Annotated in this window: 16 protein-coding genes; 11 read left to right on the forward strand and 5 right to left on the reverse strand. The window is 64.2% G+C overall.

The window, feature by feature from the left end; translation table 11 throughout:
• Both ruvX and A0U87_RS07445 read left to right on the forward strand, forming a co-directional pair.
• Positions 1 to 474 carry a Holliday junction resolvase RuvX gene (ruvX, locus tag A0U87_RS07440; protein ID WP_048937297.1) on the forward strand — a complete coding sequence of 158 codons (474 nt, stop codon included), beginning with the start codon at positions 1 to 3 and terminating at the stop codon, positions 472 to 474.
• 299 nt (positions 475 to 773) lie between these two features.
• Positions 774 to 938, forward strand: a complete 165-nt coding sequence (locus A0U87_RS07445; protein ID WP_004211842.1) for a hypothetical protein — start codon at positions 774 to 776, stop codon at positions 936 to 938.
• On the opposite strand, the gene A0U87_RS07450 is transcribed toward A0U87_RS07445, so the two are convergent.
• A complete protein-coding gene (locus tag A0U87_RS07450; protein WP_048937298.1) occupies positions 920 to 1,327 on the reverse strand; it encodes a MerR family transcriptional regulator in 408 nt (135 codons plus the stop codon). The genes A0U87_RS07445 and A0U87_RS07450 overlap by 19 nt on opposite strands.
• A gap of 67 nt (positions 1,328 to 1,394) precedes the next feature.
• On the opposite strand from A0U87_RS07450, the gene A0U87_RS07455 reads away from it, so the two are divergent.
• The gene (locus A0U87_RS07455) at positions 1,395 to 2,159 is read left to right on the forward strand and encodes a MauE/DoxX family redox-associated membrane protein (protein WP_048937378.1); all 765 of its coding nucleotides are present in this window, start codon (positions 1,395 to 1,397) and stop codon (positions 2,157 to 2,159) included.
• Between the two features lie 52 nt (positions 2,160 to 2,211).
• Here the strand turns inward: A0U87_RS07455 and A0U87_RS07460 are convergent, their stop codons facing one another.
• The 3 genes from A0U87_RS07460 to serB all read right to left on the reverse strand — a co-directional run bounded on the left by A0U87_RS07460 (position 2,212) and on the right by serB (position 5,130).
• Entirely contained in the window at positions 2,212 to 3,705 is a 1,494-nt protein-coding gene (locus A0U87_RS07460) for a L,D-transpeptidase family protein (protein WP_048937299.1), read from the reverse strand.
• 68 nt (positions 3,706 to 3,773) lie between these two features.
• On the reverse strand, positions 3,774 to 4,031 hold the full coding sequence (locus A0U87_RS07465; RefSeq protein WP_010337163.1) for a hypothetical protein: 258 nt from the start codon (positions 4,029 to 4,031) through the stop codon (positions 3,774 to 3,776).
• A 160-nt stretch (positions 4,032 to 4,191) separates the two neighbouring features.
• Positions 4,192 to 5,130 carry a phosphoserine phosphatase SerB gene (serB, locus tag A0U87_RS07470; RefSeq protein WP_048937300.1) on the reverse strand — a complete coding sequence of 313 codons (939 nt, stop codon included), beginning with the start codon at positions 5,128 to 5,130 and terminating at the stop codon, positions 4,192 to 4,194.
• Between serB and miaA the strand changes: the two genes are divergently transcribed.
• The 8 genes from miaA to leuA all read left to right on the forward strand — a co-directional run bounded on the left by miaA (position 5,129) and on the right by leuA (position 13,146).
• Entirely contained in the window at positions 5,129 to 6,073 is a 945-nt protein-coding gene (miaA, locus tag A0U87_RS07475; protein WP_048937301.1) for a tRNA (adenosine(37)-N6)-dimethylallyltransferase MiaA, read from the forward strand. The genes serB and miaA overlap by 2 nt on opposite strands.
• A gap of 104 nt (positions 6,074 to 6,177) precedes the next feature.
• Positions 6,178 to 7,929 (forward strand): acetolactate synthase 3 large subunit, encoded by a 1,752-nt coding sequence (locus A0U87_RS07480; RefSeq protein ID WP_048937302.1) that lies wholly within the window; start codon positions 6,178 to 6,180, stop codon positions 7,927 to 7,929.
• Entirely contained in the window at positions 7,926 to 8,273 is a 348-nt protein-coding gene (locus A0U87_RS07485) for a hypothetical protein (protein WP_010337168.1), read from the forward strand. The genes A0U87_RS07480 and A0U87_RS07485 overlap by 4 nt, the downstream gene beginning before the upstream one ends.
• Positions 8,273 to 8,788 carry an acetolactate synthase small subunit gene (gene ilvN / locus A0U87_RS07490; protein ID WP_004211828.1) on the forward strand — a complete coding sequence of 172 codons (516 nt, stop codon included), beginning with the start codon at positions 8,273 to 8,275 and terminating at the stop codon, positions 8,786 to 8,788. The genes A0U87_RS07485 and ilvN overlap by 1 nt, the downstream gene beginning before the upstream one ends.
• Positions 8,789 to 8,877: 89 nt before the next feature.
• Positions 8,878 to 9,897, forward strand: coding sequence for a ketol-acid reductoisomerase (ilvC, locus tag A0U87_RS07495; RefSeq protein WP_004211826.1), 1,020 nt, complete (start codon positions 8,878 to 8,880; stop codon positions 9,895 to 9,897).
• Between the two features lie 115 nt (positions 9,898 to 10,012).
• On the forward strand, positions 10,013 to 10,633 hold the full coding sequence (locus tag A0U87_RS07500) for a YceI family protein (protein ID WP_037507477.1): 621 nt from the start codon (positions 10,013 to 10,015) through the stop codon (positions 10,631 to 10,633).
• Positions 10,634 to 10,637: 4 nt separating this feature from the next.
• Positions 10,638 to 11,243: a YceI family protein gene (locus tag A0U87_RS07505; protein WP_048937304.1), complete on the forward strand. Its 606-nt coding sequence runs from the start codon at positions 10,638 to 10,640 to the stop codon at positions 11,241 to 11,243.
• A 229-nt stretch (positions 11,244 to 11,472) separates the two neighbouring features.
• The gene (gene leuA / locus A0U87_RS07510) at positions 11,473 to 13,146 is read left to right on the forward strand and encodes a 2-isopropylmalate synthase (protein WP_048937305.1); all 1,674 of its coding nucleotides are present in this window, start codon (positions 11,473 to 11,475) and stop codon (positions 13,144 to 13,146) included.
• Between the two features lie 118 nt (positions 13,147 to 13,264).
• Here the strand turns inward: leuA and A0U87_RS07515 are convergent, their stop codons facing one another.
• Positions 13,265 to 14,647 (reverse strand): M20/M25/M40 family metallo-hydrolase, encoded by a 1,383-nt coding sequence (locus A0U87_RS07515; RefSeq protein WP_234415746.1) that lies wholly within the window; start codon positions 14,645 to 14,647, stop codon positions 13,265 to 13,267.
• Positions 14,648 to 14,809: the final 162 nt, after the last annotated feature.

The following is a 14,809-nucleotide window of genomic DNA, read 5'->3' on the forward strand; positions in this document are numbered from 1 at the left end:
ATGAAACTTGTCACGACTGACCGCGCGGAATTTCGCGCAGCCCTGCCCGAGGGCGGCCGCCTGATCGGCATGGATGTGGGGACGAAGACGATCGGTCTTGCCCTGTGCGATGCCCAATGGTCGATCGCCAGCCCCGCCTACACCGTCAATCGCGGCAAGTTCAGCAAGGACAAGCCGGCGCTCGAAGCCTTCATGGCGCGGCAGCAGGTCAAGGGCATCGTCATCGGCCTGCCGCTCAACCTCGACGGCACCAACAGCCCGCGCAGCCAGGCGAGCCGCGCCTTCGCCCATAATGTGGCGGATATCGGCCTGCCCGTGCTGCTCTGGGACGAGCGCTGGTCGACCCAGGCCGTCACCCGCACCCTGCTGGAGGCGGACGCCAGCCGCGCCCGCCGCGACGAACTGGTCGACAAACTCGCCGCCAGCTACATCCTTCAGGGCGCGATCGACGGCCTCGTCGCCGGGCTGGAATAGGCACGCCTGTCCTACAACGTCCCGCCCCGCTACATTCCCGGCGGCTCTTTCCCATCGTGATCCCACGCCGCTTTCCGATAGGATCAGCGGAACGCAACATAATGTCAGAATGTGCGGGAAATATGCGAAGTTAAGCGTGCGATTTCCAACAGTCATCCCGCCCAGCGCGCGCTGCCGGAGTTGCATATATCTGAAGTAACAGCGTTAAAGCGCCGTTTACGTGATCGCGCTCACGGATTGATCGTTGCGAAAGCGATATTCCCTGCCCTGCAGTCGAACGGAAAAGGGCGGACGGATCAATGACCGAAGGCAAGAGTCCGGAAGATATCTGGCACATCATCAGCGAACAGCGGCGCATGATGCGCGACCATTTTCGCCGTGATCCCACCAGCTACTCGGTGCGTCGGGAAATGTCGCGCCGGCAGATGGCGCAGAAGCAGGACGATCAGACGCAGGACGTCTGAGCGCCGTCCTCGAACGCCGCGATGATCGGGCACGGCCCTTCATCGGAGGCATGGCATTGCCGGGCCAGCCGCGTCAGCGCCGCCCGCGCCGCCTCCAGTTCCGCGATCTTCACATCCAGCGCCGCGATCCGATCGGCCGCCAGCTCGCGCGCCCGCTTGCGATCCTGCCCGGCATCGAGCTGCAGCAGTTCGCCAATCTGTTCCAGCGTGAAGCCCGCCGCCTGCGCCGACCGGATGAAGCGCAACCGCCGCACGTCGCTCTCGCCATAGCGGCGCACGCTGCCCTCCGGCCGATCGGGCGCATCCAGCAGGCCGCGCCGCTGGTAGAAGCGCACCGTCTCCACCCCGACATCGCCCGCGCGGGCCAGTGCGGAAATTGTCATGCTCATGCCTTGACTCCGTACCATGGTACAGACCCTATATGAGGGGCATCGCAGCGTAAACAAGGATGATGCAATGTCCCCAGCCTCGGGAAATCCGGCCCCGGAAAAGCCGGCCCAGCTCTACCGCATGGTGATGCCCGGCCATGTCTGTCCCTATGGCCTCAAGGCGCGCTGGCTGCTGCGCCGCCATGGCTATCGGGTCGAGGATCATGCCCTTAGCAGCCGGGCCGAGACCGACGCCTTCAAGGCACAGCATGACGTAAAGACGACGCCGCAAATCTTCATCGATGGCCGGCGGATCGGCGGCCATGACGATCTGCGCCGCTTCCTGGGCCTCAAGGTGCCGGTTCCCGGCGCGACCAGCTATGTGCCCGTCCTCGCCGTCTTTGCCGTCGCCGCGCTGCTGGCACTGGCGATCAACTGGCTGACCTTGGCGCCGCTGATCGGACTGCTGACACTCGAACGGTTCATCGCCATCGCCATGATGCTGCTCGCCATGCTGAAGCTGCAGGATGTGGAGCGGTTCGCGACCATGTTCCTCAACTATGACCTGCTCGCCCGCCGCGTCATTCCCTATGGCCGTATCTATCCCTTCCTGGAACTGGGCGCGGGCGCGCTGATGCTGACCGGCCTCGCCCCCTGGCTGTCGATCCCGGTCGCCCTGTTCATCGGCGGCATCGGCGCCGTGTCGGTGTTCAAGGCGGTCTATATCGAGAAGCGCGAACTCAAATGCGCCTGCGTCGGCGGCAGCAGCAACGTGCCGCTCGGCTTCGTCTCGCTCACCGAGAATGTCATGATGGTCGCCATGGCCCTGTGGATGCTGGCAGGCATACACTAATCCAACAACGCGGATGGTTGCCAGCATCCATTGAGCCGGCAGGACGGGGAGATCACTCCCCGTCCCGTCCATAATCGTCGGGCAGGAACTGCACCCCGTCCGCCGTCGGCACCACCGTCAGATAGGTAAGATAGACCGGCACCGGACGGGGCAGCGGCACATATTGTTCGGGCGCGTCGCTCTCTGCGGTCGGCGTCTTGCCGAAGAACCAGCGCCCCAGACGCTGCGCATCCTCCAGCCGGACGCAGCCATTGCTGAAATGGCGCACCGGCTTGGCGAACAGCGCCCGGTCGGGCGTGTCGTGCAGATAGATGCCCAGGTCATTGGGGAACATGAACTTGATCTTCCCCATGGCATTATTGCCGCCGGGCAACTGGCGCACGCGCAATTCGCGCTGCCCCGCTGCCACCGCCTGCCAGTCGATCTCGCTCTGGTTAAGCGTCTGCGCGTCAGCGGTCCAGTCGCTCAACGCCTCATAGCGCATCTTCCTGAGCGTCGCCCCGTCCAGGATCTTGGGGGCGATCTTGCGCTCGACCAGGTCGGGCGGGACATTCCAATAGGGATTGAGCGTCGCATAGCGGATCATGCCCGCCATCATCGGCGTCTGGCTTTCCTTGGCGCCGGCCACGACCTTCATCGATCCGTCCAATTCGCCGCCGCTATAATAATAGAGCCGCGCTGATGCCGCATCGACCTCGACATGCCGCACCCATGGGCCGGGCAGCAGCCGCGCACGCTCCAGATTGAGGGTCAATATCCGGCCATAATGGCCCGGACCACGATTGAGCGCCTCGATCGTCTGCGCGCCGGCAATGCCGTCCGCATCCAGCCCGTGATCGGCCTGGAACAGCTTGACCTTGGCCGCCAGCGCCTTGTCATAATCGACCCCGTCGGGCAGCCCCAACCGATGACGCAGGATCGCGATCTCGCCACTCGATCCGCCCGGCCGCAGCTTGACGTCGGTCGGCACGTTCACCGCCGGCAGGCCGCCCCAGCGCGTTGCATAGGCGCCGCTTGCCGCGCGCAGCTTCATGTAGAGCGGGCTCATCCAGCCCGCCTTCTCGACATAGCTCGCCAGCGACGGCGCGACCGCCGCCGCGCGCAGCACCTCCGCCGCATCTGGCGCCTGCGGTTCCACCTCGGGGTCGAGATAGCGCATCTTCACCGCCTTGGACGGGCGGCGGACATCGGCGACATAGGTGGCCAGCGCCTTCGACAGGGCGACGTCGACCCGCGCAAGCGCCTTGGGGTCGCCCGAGGCATCGGCCTCCTTGATCGCCCGCAACACCCCCCTGGCATCATAGTCGCGCGATCGCAGCCCGTCCTGATCGGCACTGTCGAGCAGCGTCAGCAGCGCTTGCGCCGGTTCGGCGCGGACCTTGCCCTTGTCGCTCCACAGCGGCCAATAGCCGCGCGTGCCATAGAAATCGCGCAGCTTGCCGCTTGCCGCCGACCGGATTTCAGCTGCCACGCTCGACCGCGCCGCCGTGTCGCTGGCAGCCGGCTGCGCAGCCACCATCCCCGGCACGGAACCGGCGATCAGCATGACGAGGATCAGGGAAACAGGATGTCGGGGGGCGCGGCGGAAATGCCGCGCCCGGAAAGGAAGATTGCTCAGCCGCGTTCTCCGGAACGGGGCGGCGCCGGCGGCGGCGGGGGCGGCGGACAGGGCGGTCCCTGGACCGGGTGATAGATGCCATCCGACGTATAATAGCCGTCGACATAGCCATCGCCGTTGCGGTCTGCGGCCACCGTGCCGGCAATCGCGCCCGGCCCGAGCGGCGGCGCGCTGGTCACCGGCGCATCATTTTTCGAGCAGGCGCTCAGCGCCAGCAGGCTACCGGCGACCAGCGCCATTGTCTGGATTTTCATACCATCTCCCTGTGCGCCACGATCCTGTCGCGACGCCAATTGGACCCACTGCCGGGATGCAGTGCGACGACAACGGTTCAGGGGCGAAATGGAATCCATTACCCTTGTGCAATGACGGCAGGGCGTGCCTCAAGCGCGCCCAACCGTTGAGCATATGGGATCAGTCGCGGACCCATTCGGCCGAAGCGATGCCTTGCGCATAAAGCAGCACCGACAGGTCGCCATGGACGATCTCGGCCGCTGCCGCCGCGCGGGTCTTGGGCTTGGCATGATAGGCGACGCCCAGCCCAGCCCCCTCGATCATCGGAATGTCATTGGCGCCGTCACCCACCGCCAGCGTCAGCGCACGGTCGATCCCGCCGTCGATCGCGGCCTCCAGTTCGGTGCGCTTGCGCGCGGCATCGACGATCGGGACGGTGACGGTGCCAAGCAGCGCGCCATCGGCAATTTCCAGCACATTGGCGACATGCACATCGAAGCCGATTTCCGCCGCGACCGGCCCGGTGAAGCGGGTGAAACCGCCAGAAACCAGCAGGGTGCGTGCGCCGCGCGCCTTCATTGTGCGCACCAGTTCGCGCGCACCGCCCATGATCACCACCCGCTCCTCGCGGCACTGGTCGATCGCGCTGTCGGGCAGCCCTTTCAACAGGGCGACGCGGCCATGCAGCGCGCCTTCGAAATCCAGTTCGCCGCGCATCGCCCGTTCGGTGATCTCGGCAATCTGCGGCTTGATCCCGGCATAATCGGCCAGTTCGTCGATGCACTCGACCGTGATCATGGTCGAATCCATGTCGGCGATCAGCAGCGTCTTCTCGCGTGTGGCGGCAGGTTGGACGATCACATCCAAAGCCAAGTCGCGGCCATACCCGCCCTGCGCGATGGAAAGTGCGATCTCTTTGATCGCTCGCGAAATTTCGAGGCAATCCGATTTTTCGACACCGTCCGCCGGTTCAAAGAAGATGTCCGCAGCGATGCCGTCGTCGATCATGGATATGGAGTAACCAGCGCCCGCAGTACAATCGCGATCAAACTGGTGCGCAATTTCGCTGAGCAGGTCGTGGTCCAACCCACCTTTTGCCACTAAGGTCGCGACGAACATGAACACTCCCGCACATATGCCGGGCGAATCCCGCCCACCGGTCGCGCTTATTGCCGGGCCGACCGCCAGCGGCAAGAGCGCGCTCGCCGTCCGCCTGGCCCAGATCGCCGACGGCGTCGTCATCAATGCCGATGCCAGCCAGGTCTATGCCGACCTCGCCATCCTGTCCGCCCGCCCGTCGCAAGAGGAAATGGGCGGCGTGCCCCATCGCCTGTTCGGCCATATCGATGGAGCGGAAGCCTGCTCCGCCGCACGCTGGGCCGCCGAGGCCAGGGCGGAGATCGACGCCACCCATGAAGCCGGCAAGCTGCCCGTGCTGGTTGGCGGCACCGGCCTTTATATACGGACCTTGCTCGACGGCATCGCGCCGGTGCCGGAGATAGACGCCGATATCCGCGCCACCGTCCGCGCCATGCCGGTGGCGCAGGCGCATGAAGCACTGCGCAGCGAAGACCCGGAAGCCGCCGTCCGCCTCGCCCCGGCCGACACCACCCGCGTCGCCCGCGCGCTGGAAGTGGTGCGATCGACCGGCAAGCCGCTGAAGATATGGCAGCAGCACAAGCAGGGCGGCATCGCCGACCGCATCAACCTGTCCCCGATGATCCTGCTGCCGCCCCGCGACTGGCTGATCGAACGCTGCGACCGGCGGTTCGAACAGATGGTCGATCAGGGTGCCGTTGCCGAGGTGGAGGCGCTGCTGCCCCGCAACCTCACCCCCGACCTACCGGTGATGCGGGCGATCGGCGTGCCCGAAATCGCCGCCTGGCTCAAAGGTGACATCGATCGTGACACGATGATGGCGCGTGGCCAGCTCGCCACGCGCCAATATGCCAAACGCCAATATACCTGGTTCTCCAACCAGCCGCCGCAGGACTGGCATCGCGAAAAGAGATCGATTGATGCTGAAATTGCCAATGAATTAGCAATTAAATTACAACAATAGGGGTTGACCACGCATTTTATGTCCTCTAGACGCTGGCGCCTTGCCAATGCGGGCGCGACGGCGCAGACCCGCGAGCCAGCATCTTAAAAAAGAGGAGTTTCATCGTGGCCGAAAAGAGCGGCGCGGACATTTTGGTCGAGTGCCTGGTTGATCTGGGCGTCGAAGTTGTGTTCGGCTATCCGGGCGGCGCCGTGCTGCCCATCTATGACGCGCTCTATAATCACCCCACGATCAAGCATGTCCTAGTGCGCCACGAGCAGGGCGCGACCCACATGGCGGAGGGCTATGCCCGCTCGACCGGCAAGCCCGGCGTCGTCCTGGTCACCTCTGGCCCCGGCGCGACCAATGCCGTCACCGGTATCACCGACGCGCTGCTGGATTCGATCCCGATGATCGTCATCACGGGTCAGGTGCCGACGCAACTGATCGGCACCGACGCCTTCCAGGAAGCGGACACGGTCGGCATTACGCGCCACTGCACCAAGCATAATTATCTGGTGAAGGATCCGGCCAAGCTGGCCGGCATCGTCCATGAGGCGTTCCATATCGCCACCACCGGCCGCCCCGGCCCGGTCGTCGTCGACATTCCCAAGAATGTCCAGATCGCGACCGCGCCCTATGCCCGGCCGGAACTGAAGGTCCATGCCAGCTATCATCCGCAGACCAAGGCGGATGCCGCCGCGATCGATACGGCGGTCGAAATGCTGGCCGCGGCCGAGCGGCCGATCTTCTACACAGGCGGCGGCGTCATCAATTCGGGTCCGCAGGCCAGCGCCCTGCTGCGCGAACTGGCGGCGATGACCGGCGCGCCCGTCACCTCGACCCTGATGGGCCTGGGCGCCTTCCCCGCGTCGTCCGACCAGTGGGTCGGCATGCTGGGCATGCACGGCACCTATGAAGCCAATTGGGCGATGAACCAGGCGGACCTGATCCTGTGCATCGGCGCGCGTTTCGACGATCGCGTCACCGGCCGGCTGGACGCCTTCGCGCCCAACAGCCGCAAGGTGCATATCGATATCGACCGCAGTTCGATCAACAAGATCGTCGATGTCGACGTCCCGGTCGTTGCCGATGTCGGCAGCGCGCTGGAGGACATGATCGCCCTGTGGAAGCAGCGCGGCCATGAAAAGGCGGACCTGTCGGCCTGGTGGGCGCGGATTGCCGAATGGCGTGCCAAGAAGAGCCTGTCCTACCCCGAAAGCGGCAGCGAGATCATGCCGCAAAAGGCGATCGCAGACCTCTACAAGGCCACCCGCGCGACCGGCAAGGACATCATCATCACCACCGAAGTCGGCCAGCACCAGATGTGGGCGGCCCAGCATTTCGGCTTTGAAGAACCGAACAAGTGGCTGACCTCGGGCGGCCTGGGCACCATGGGCTATGGCTTCCCCGCCGCCATCGGCGCGCAGATGGGCAATCCCGACAGCATCAGCATCTGCATCGCCGGCGACGCCTCGATCCAGATGAACATCCAGGAAATGGGGACGGCCAGCCAGTATCGCCTGCCGGTCAAGATCTTCATCCTGAACAATGAATATATGGGCATGGTCCGCCAGTGGCAGGAACTGACCTATGAAAGCCGCTATTCCAACAGCTATTCGGACAGCCTGCCCGACTTCGTGAAGCTGGGCGAAGCCTATGGCTGGACCGGCATCCGCATCGAAGGACCGCAGGAACTGGAGGCCGGCATCCGCCAGATGCTGGAAACCGACGGCCCCGTGATCGTCGATTGCCGCGTGGCAAAGCTGTCCAACTGTTTCCCGATGATCCCGTCGGGTGCGGCCCATACCGAAATGCTGCTCGATCCCAACCAGATCGAAGGCGTCATGTCGGACGAGGCAAAGGCACTGGTGTGACCACCCCCGCCAAGGTCCGCATTTTCGTGACCGAACCCTGGGATTTCGAACGGATCACAGGCACGACCGAACTCACCGGCTGGACCAGCGACCATGCTGACCCCGACAATGAGGAATGGGAAGTGCATCTGGATAGCGGGTTCGAATATCATGGCCTGCAGGTCGATCGGCTGCTGGCCGGCCCACGCTATGTGGGCGAACATCTTCTGCGGATGTTCGACGCGGTGACGGCCTTTCCCGTCCGCCTCGCCCACCCGCAGGACGATGATTGGCACTATGCCTTTATCGGCATGATCTCGCCGCGCCCCGAGCGCGAAGAAATGGAAGACGGGAACAGCATCTGATGCATATCCACGAAGAACAGAGCGAGCGGCACGTCCTGTCGCTGACGGTGTCGAACGAGGCGGGCATCCTGGCCCGCATCGCCGGCCTGTTCACCGCGCGCGGCTATAATATCGACAGCCTGACCGTGGCCGACATTACCGACGATCATGCGATCAGCCGCATCACCATCGTCACCAACGGCCCGCCCAAGGTGATCGACCAGATCATCGCCCAGCTCGATCGGCTGGTGCCGGTCCACAAGGTCACCGACCTGACCGACGCCGGCCCGTTCGTCGAGCGCGAACTAGCGCTGGTCAAGGTCGCCGGCACCGGCGAGGACCGGATCGAGGCGCTGCGCCTGGCCGACGTGTTCCGTGCCAAGGTGGTCGACACCACGATCGAGAGCTTCATCTTCGAGATCACCGGCACGACCGAGAAGATCGACAATTTCGTCGGCCTGATGCGCCAGATCGGCCTGGTCGAGGTCGGTCGCACCGGCGTAGCCGGCCTGATCCGCGGCAAGGAGCCGGCCTGATATTCCATTCCGCGCCGTCACAGGCGGCGTTTCTTTCCACCACTATTGTCTAACGCCCCCTGCATGGGGGGACGAGAAGGGGTTTTCCAATGAAGGTTTATTACGATCGCGACGCAGACATCGGCCTGATCAAGGGCAAGAAGGTCGCCATATTGGGCTATGGCTCGCAGGGCCACGCCCATGCGCAGAATCTGCGCGACTCCGGCGTTGCCGAAGTCGCCATCGCCCTGCGCCCCGGTTCGCCCAGCGCCAAGAAGGCCGAAGGCGCCGGTTTCAAGGTGCTGCCGAACAAGGAAGCCGCCCAGTGGGCCGACGTACTGATGATCCTGGCGCCCGACGAGCATCAGGCCGCCATCTATGAAGCCGACATCAAGGGCAATCTGCGCCCCGGCGCCGCGCTCGCCTTCGCCCATGGCCTCAACATCCATTTCGGCTTGATCGAGGTCCCCGCCGACATCGACGTCATCATGATCGCGCCCAAGGGCCCCGGCCACACCGTGCGCGGCGAATATCAGCGCGGCGGCGGCGTCCCCTGCCTGATCGCCGTCCATCAGGACGCGACCGGCAACGCCCATGACATCGCCCTGTCCTACGCCTCGGGCGTCGGCGGCGGCCGCAGCGGCATCATCGAAACCAACTTCCGCGAGGAATGCGAAACCGATCTGTTCGGCGAGCAGGCCGTTCTGTGCGGCGGCGCCACCGCGCTGGTCCAGGCAGGTTTCGAAACCCTGGTCGAAGCCGGCTATGCCCCGGAAATGGCCTATTTCGAATGTCTGCACGAGCTGAAGCTGATCGTCGACCTGATGTATGAAGGCGGCATCGCCGACATGCGCTACTCGATCTCGAACACCGCCGAATATGGCGACATCAAGACCGGCCCGCGCATCATCACCGAGGAAACCAAGAAGGAAATGAAGCGCGTTCTGGCCGACATCCAGTCGGGCCGCTTCGTCAAGGACTTCATCCTCGACAACCGCGCCGGTCAGCCCGAACTCAAGGCCAGCCGCAAGCAGGCTGCCGCCCACCAGATCGAAAAGACCGGTTCGCAGCTGCGCGCCATGATGCCCTGGATCGGCGCCAACAAGCTGGTCAACAAGGACAAGAACTAAGCCCTTTCGCGCACCGGAAACGGAACGATCCGTTTCCGGTTACGCCTCTGGAACAATCGAGGGACGTGGCATATTCTGTGCCGCGTCCCTTGAATGCTTTTGGAGAGCGTTTCCCATGCGCAAATATCTGATCTCTGCCGCTGCCCTGATCGCGGTCGCCGGCGGCACTGTCGTCATCGCCCAGGCCCCGATGGCCGTCCCCGGCAGCAAGGATGTCGCCAAGGTCACCGGCGGTACCTACAGCGTCGAGCCCAGCCACACCCAGATCGTCTTCGCCTATGACCATATGGGCTTCACCAACAATATGGGCGTCATCACCCAGCCGACCGGCACGCTGACACTGGACAAGGCCAATCTCTCGGCATCGAAGGTGTCGATCACCCTGCCGATCGCCAACCTCACCACCGGCATCCCGGCGCTGAACGAGCATCTCGCCAAGCCCGAATTTTTCGACGCCGCCAAATTCCCGACCGCGACCTTCGTGTCGACCGGCGTGAAGCCCGACGGCGCGACCGGCGCGGACATCACCGGCAACCTGACCATCAAGGGCATCACCAAGCCGGTGACGCTGGATGCCGAATTCTATGGCGCCGGTGCGAACCCGATGAACAAGAAGGAAAATGTCGGCTTCGTCGCGACCGGCACGATCAAGCGCAGCGATTTCGGCATGGGCGGCTTCGTCCCCGTCGTCGGCGACAATGTCGAACTGAAGATCATCGTCGCCTTCCAGAAGTGATGCGATGATCCCCCGCCCGGCCCGCGCGATCCTGCTTCTGAGCCTGATCGCGTGCGGGCCGGCGGTGGCCAGTCCGGATGGCGGCCCTGCGCTCTATGCGCCGGGCCGCTATCTGGTGGATGGCGCAGCGACCAAAGTCCACTTCCATGTGAAGGCGCTGGTTGGCGGCTATGAAGGCGATTTGACCCAGCCCGAGGGCATGGTGATGATCGACCCCGCCCGGCCCGAGCGGGCCGACGTCGATATCCGCTTCCCGGTCGAGAAGATGACCACGGGCGATCCTTCGACCGACGCCATACTGAAAGGCGAGAGCTTTTTCGACATGGTCCATTTCCCGACCGTGCGCTTTACCGCCAGGGACGCGCCGCTGGCCGGCAGCGACAGCGCGACGATCATTCCGGGCGAACTCACCATGCATGGCCAGACCCGCGCGGTCACCCTGTCGGTCCGGCTGACCGGCGTCACGCCCGACGAAGCGCCTGGGATCGCCATCCTGCACTTCACCGGCAGCATGAGCGTCGAGCGCAGCCATTATGGCATGGGCTTTGGCCGCCCCTTCGTGTCGGACAAGGTCGACCTGACCATCGACGCAATTTTCCGTCGCGCCTGACGCCCCTTTCGCAAGAAACGGCTTTACGCTCCTCCTGTCCGCGTTTATGGGACAGCATCATGCAGAGCGTCGCGCTTCTTACCCTGCTACGACTTACACGCCCTTAGGCGTGGCTTTTGTGCTGCCTTCCGGCTAAGGGCAGCGTCGATCCGCCTAAGGGCATTCATCACAGTCAAGTCGTACCCCGGAGCGCGCAATAGCGTCCCGAGCCAGGAAGTAGTTTGATCCCATGATGCTGACCGATCCTTCGCAGAAATACCGCCCCTTCCCCCAGGTGGACCTGCCCAATCGCCAATGGCCGTCCAAGGTCATCACCAAGGCGCCCCGCTGGCTGTCGACCGACATGCGCGACGGCAACCAGTCGCTGATCGACCCGATGAACGCGGAAAAGAAGCGTCGCTTCTTCGACCTGCTGGTCAAGGTCGGCGTCAAGGAGATCGAGGTCGGCTTCCCCGCCGCCGGCGCGACCGAGTTCGACTTCATTTCGGGCCTGGTCAAGGAAGGCGCGATCCCCGACGATGTCATGCCCCAGGTGCTGACCCAGGCGCGCGAGGATCTGATCGCCACCACCTTCGAAAGCCTGCGTGGCGCGAAGCAGGCGATCGTCCATGTCTATAACGCGATCTCGCCGGCCTGGCGCAACATCGTGTTCCAGATGGAACGCCCGGAAATCAAGCAGATCGCGATCAACGCCGCCAAGCTGCTGCGCGACAATGCGGCGCGAATGCCCGACACCGACTGGCATTTCGAATATAGCCCCGAAACCTTCTCGACCGCCGAGCTGGATTTCAGCCTGGAATGTTGCGAGGCGGTGATGGACATCCTGCAGCCGACACCGGATCGGCCGCTGATCCTGAACCTGCCCGCCACCGTCGAGTGCGCGACCCCCAACATCTATGCCGACCAGATCGAATGGATCTGCCGCAACATCTCGCGCCGTGACAGCGTGGTGATCTCGCTGCACACCCATAATGACCGGGGCACCGGCGTCGCCGCCGCCGAACTGGGCATCATGGCCGGCGCCGACCGCGTCGAAGGCTGCCTGTTCGGTAATGGCGAACGCACGGGCAATTGCGACCTGGTGACCGTCGCGCTCAACATGTACACACAGGGCATCGATCCGGAGCTGGACTTCAGCGACATCGACGAAGTCATCCAGACCGTCGAATATTGCAACCAGCTGCCCGTCCACCCGCGCCACCCCTATGCCGGCGAACTGGTGTTCACTGCCTTCTCGGGCAGCCACCAGGACGCGATCAAGAAGGGCTTTGCCGCGCAGGAAGCGCGCAACGACCTGTTCTGGAACGTCCCCTATCTGCCAATCGACCCCAAGGATCTGGGCCGCGACTATGAGGCGGTGATCCGCGTCAATTCGCAGTCGGGCAAGGGCGGCGTCGCCTGGGTGCTGCAGCAGGACAAGGGCTATAAGCTGCCCAAGCGGATGCAGGCCGACTTCTCGAAGGTGGTGCAGGCGCTGGCCGACCAGTCGAGCCGCGAACTCAACGCCGCCGACATCTCGGCCGCGTTCGACGACTATTATCATCAGACCGGCGACCAGGCCTATAGCCTGATCGACTATCATGAGAGCGGCAGCGCGGGCGACCGCATCTTCACCGGCAAGATCGTCCATGAAGGCGGCGAACGCTCGATCTCGGGTCGCGGCAACGGCCTCATCTCGTCGGTGCTGGCTGCGCTGCGCGACGAACTGGGCGTGGTGCTGGAGGTTGCCGACTATAATGAGCACGCCATCGGCGCCGGCACCGACGTGAACGCCGCCGCCTATGTCGAATGCCGCACCGCCGACGGCCGCACCGTCTTCGGCATCGGCACCGACAGCGACGTCGCGACCGCATCGGTCAAGGCCGTCCTCTCGGCCGCCAATGCGGTGGCCGTGCGAGGCTGATATCCATCCGTTCGCCCTGAGCGAAGTCGAAGGGCACGGCCGACCATCGGGAGGCCACTTCGCTTCGCTCAGTGTCGGGCTTCGACTTCGCTCAGCCCAAACGAATTAAGGATAAACCTTACTTCGCCAGCGCCCGGACCACGCTGTCCCACTGGGCCAGCGAGGCGGCGATGCCCGCCACCGGCACCCGTTCATTGAGGCCATGGGCAAAGCCGTCCTGCGCCTTCATGAACAGGCTGGATACGCCATAGCTGGGCACGCCCAGCGCGCGGAAATAGAGGCTGTCGGTCGCGCCGGCCGACATCCCCGGCATCACCGTGATCGCGGGCGAGCGCGCCTTGATCGCGGCCGCCACCGCCTTCACCACATCGTCGCGCAACGGCGAGGCGTCGCTGCCAGTGGGGTCGTTGAGCGTGGTGAAGGTCACGCTTTGATCATCCACCACCTTGATCAGTTGCGCCTTCACATCGTCGATCTTCACGCCGGGAAAGATGCGGCAATTGACGCTGACCTTGGCACTTTGCGGCAGGGCGTTGAGCGCATGGCCGCCCGACAGCATGGTCGCGACGCAGGTGGTGCGCACCTGCCCCACAAATTCGGGCCGGCTCGACAATAGTTCCGCAGAGGCCGGATCCTGGGTCGCGGCATAGAGGCGCATCGCTTCCCCCACATCGCCGCCGATCCGCTGCGCCGACAAGCTGAGCGACGCCTTGGTCAGTTCGTTGATCATCGGCGGGAACTGATAGGCCGCGATCCGGTCGATCGCCTTGGCCAACCGATAGATCGGATTGCCTGGCGTCGGCGCGCTCGAATGGCCGCCCGGATCGGTGAAGCCGATCTCGAAATCGGCATAGGTCTTCTCGCCCGCCTGCAACTGGTAGAGGACGGGCTTGCCACTCTCGTCGAGCAGACCGCCGCCGCCATCGCCGTTCAGCAGCAGTTCGGCATCCTTATATTTGGCCGCCAGCGCCTTGGTGGTGACCATGTTGGTCTCCTCGTCGCCCGACAACAGCAGGATGACGCTGCGGCGCGGGGTCCAGCCCTCCTTCTTGAGCTGCGCCAGCGTCGCAACCATCATCGCCACGTCATATTTATTATCTTCCGACCCGCGCCCGAAAATATAGCCATCCTCCTCGACCGGGACGAAGGGATCGCGCGTCCAGTCGGCGCGGTTGGCGGCCACCACGTCCATATGACCGATCATCAGCATCGGCTTGAGGCTGGGTTCCCGCCCCTTGATCGTCGCCGCCAGGGTCGCGGTCTCGCCCATCGGGGTGATGACGATATCGGCATCGGCAAAGCCCGCCTGCTTGAGCACCGACGCATAATAGGTCGCGAGCGCGGGCACCTGCCCCGCCCCCTCGACCGTCTTGAACGCGACCGATCGCTTCAATATCTCCTTGGCCGCGCCGGCATCCGCTGCCGCCTGCGCCCCGACTGGCATTGCCAGCCCCCCTACTCCCAGCATCGCCCCTGCCAGCAATATCCCCCGCAATTGCATATATTTATACTCCCTGATGGACCCGAGCGACGATTGTGGCATAGCGGATCGCGCCGTTCCATGCGTTTGATCGGACGGCGCGCGGAAAGAGGGCCACCTTATCCGCACTGAACCCCTTGAAAGAATTGCTTGCGCGCAATCGGATAGATGCCATCCGATATA

The sequence above is a fragment of the Sphingobium sp. MP9-4 genome (genome assembly GCF_005281675.1).
In the GTDB taxonomy this organism is placed as follows: Bacteria; Pseudomonadota; Alphaproteobacteria; order Sphingomonadales; family Sphingomonadaceae; genus Sphingobium; species Sphingobium yanoikuyae.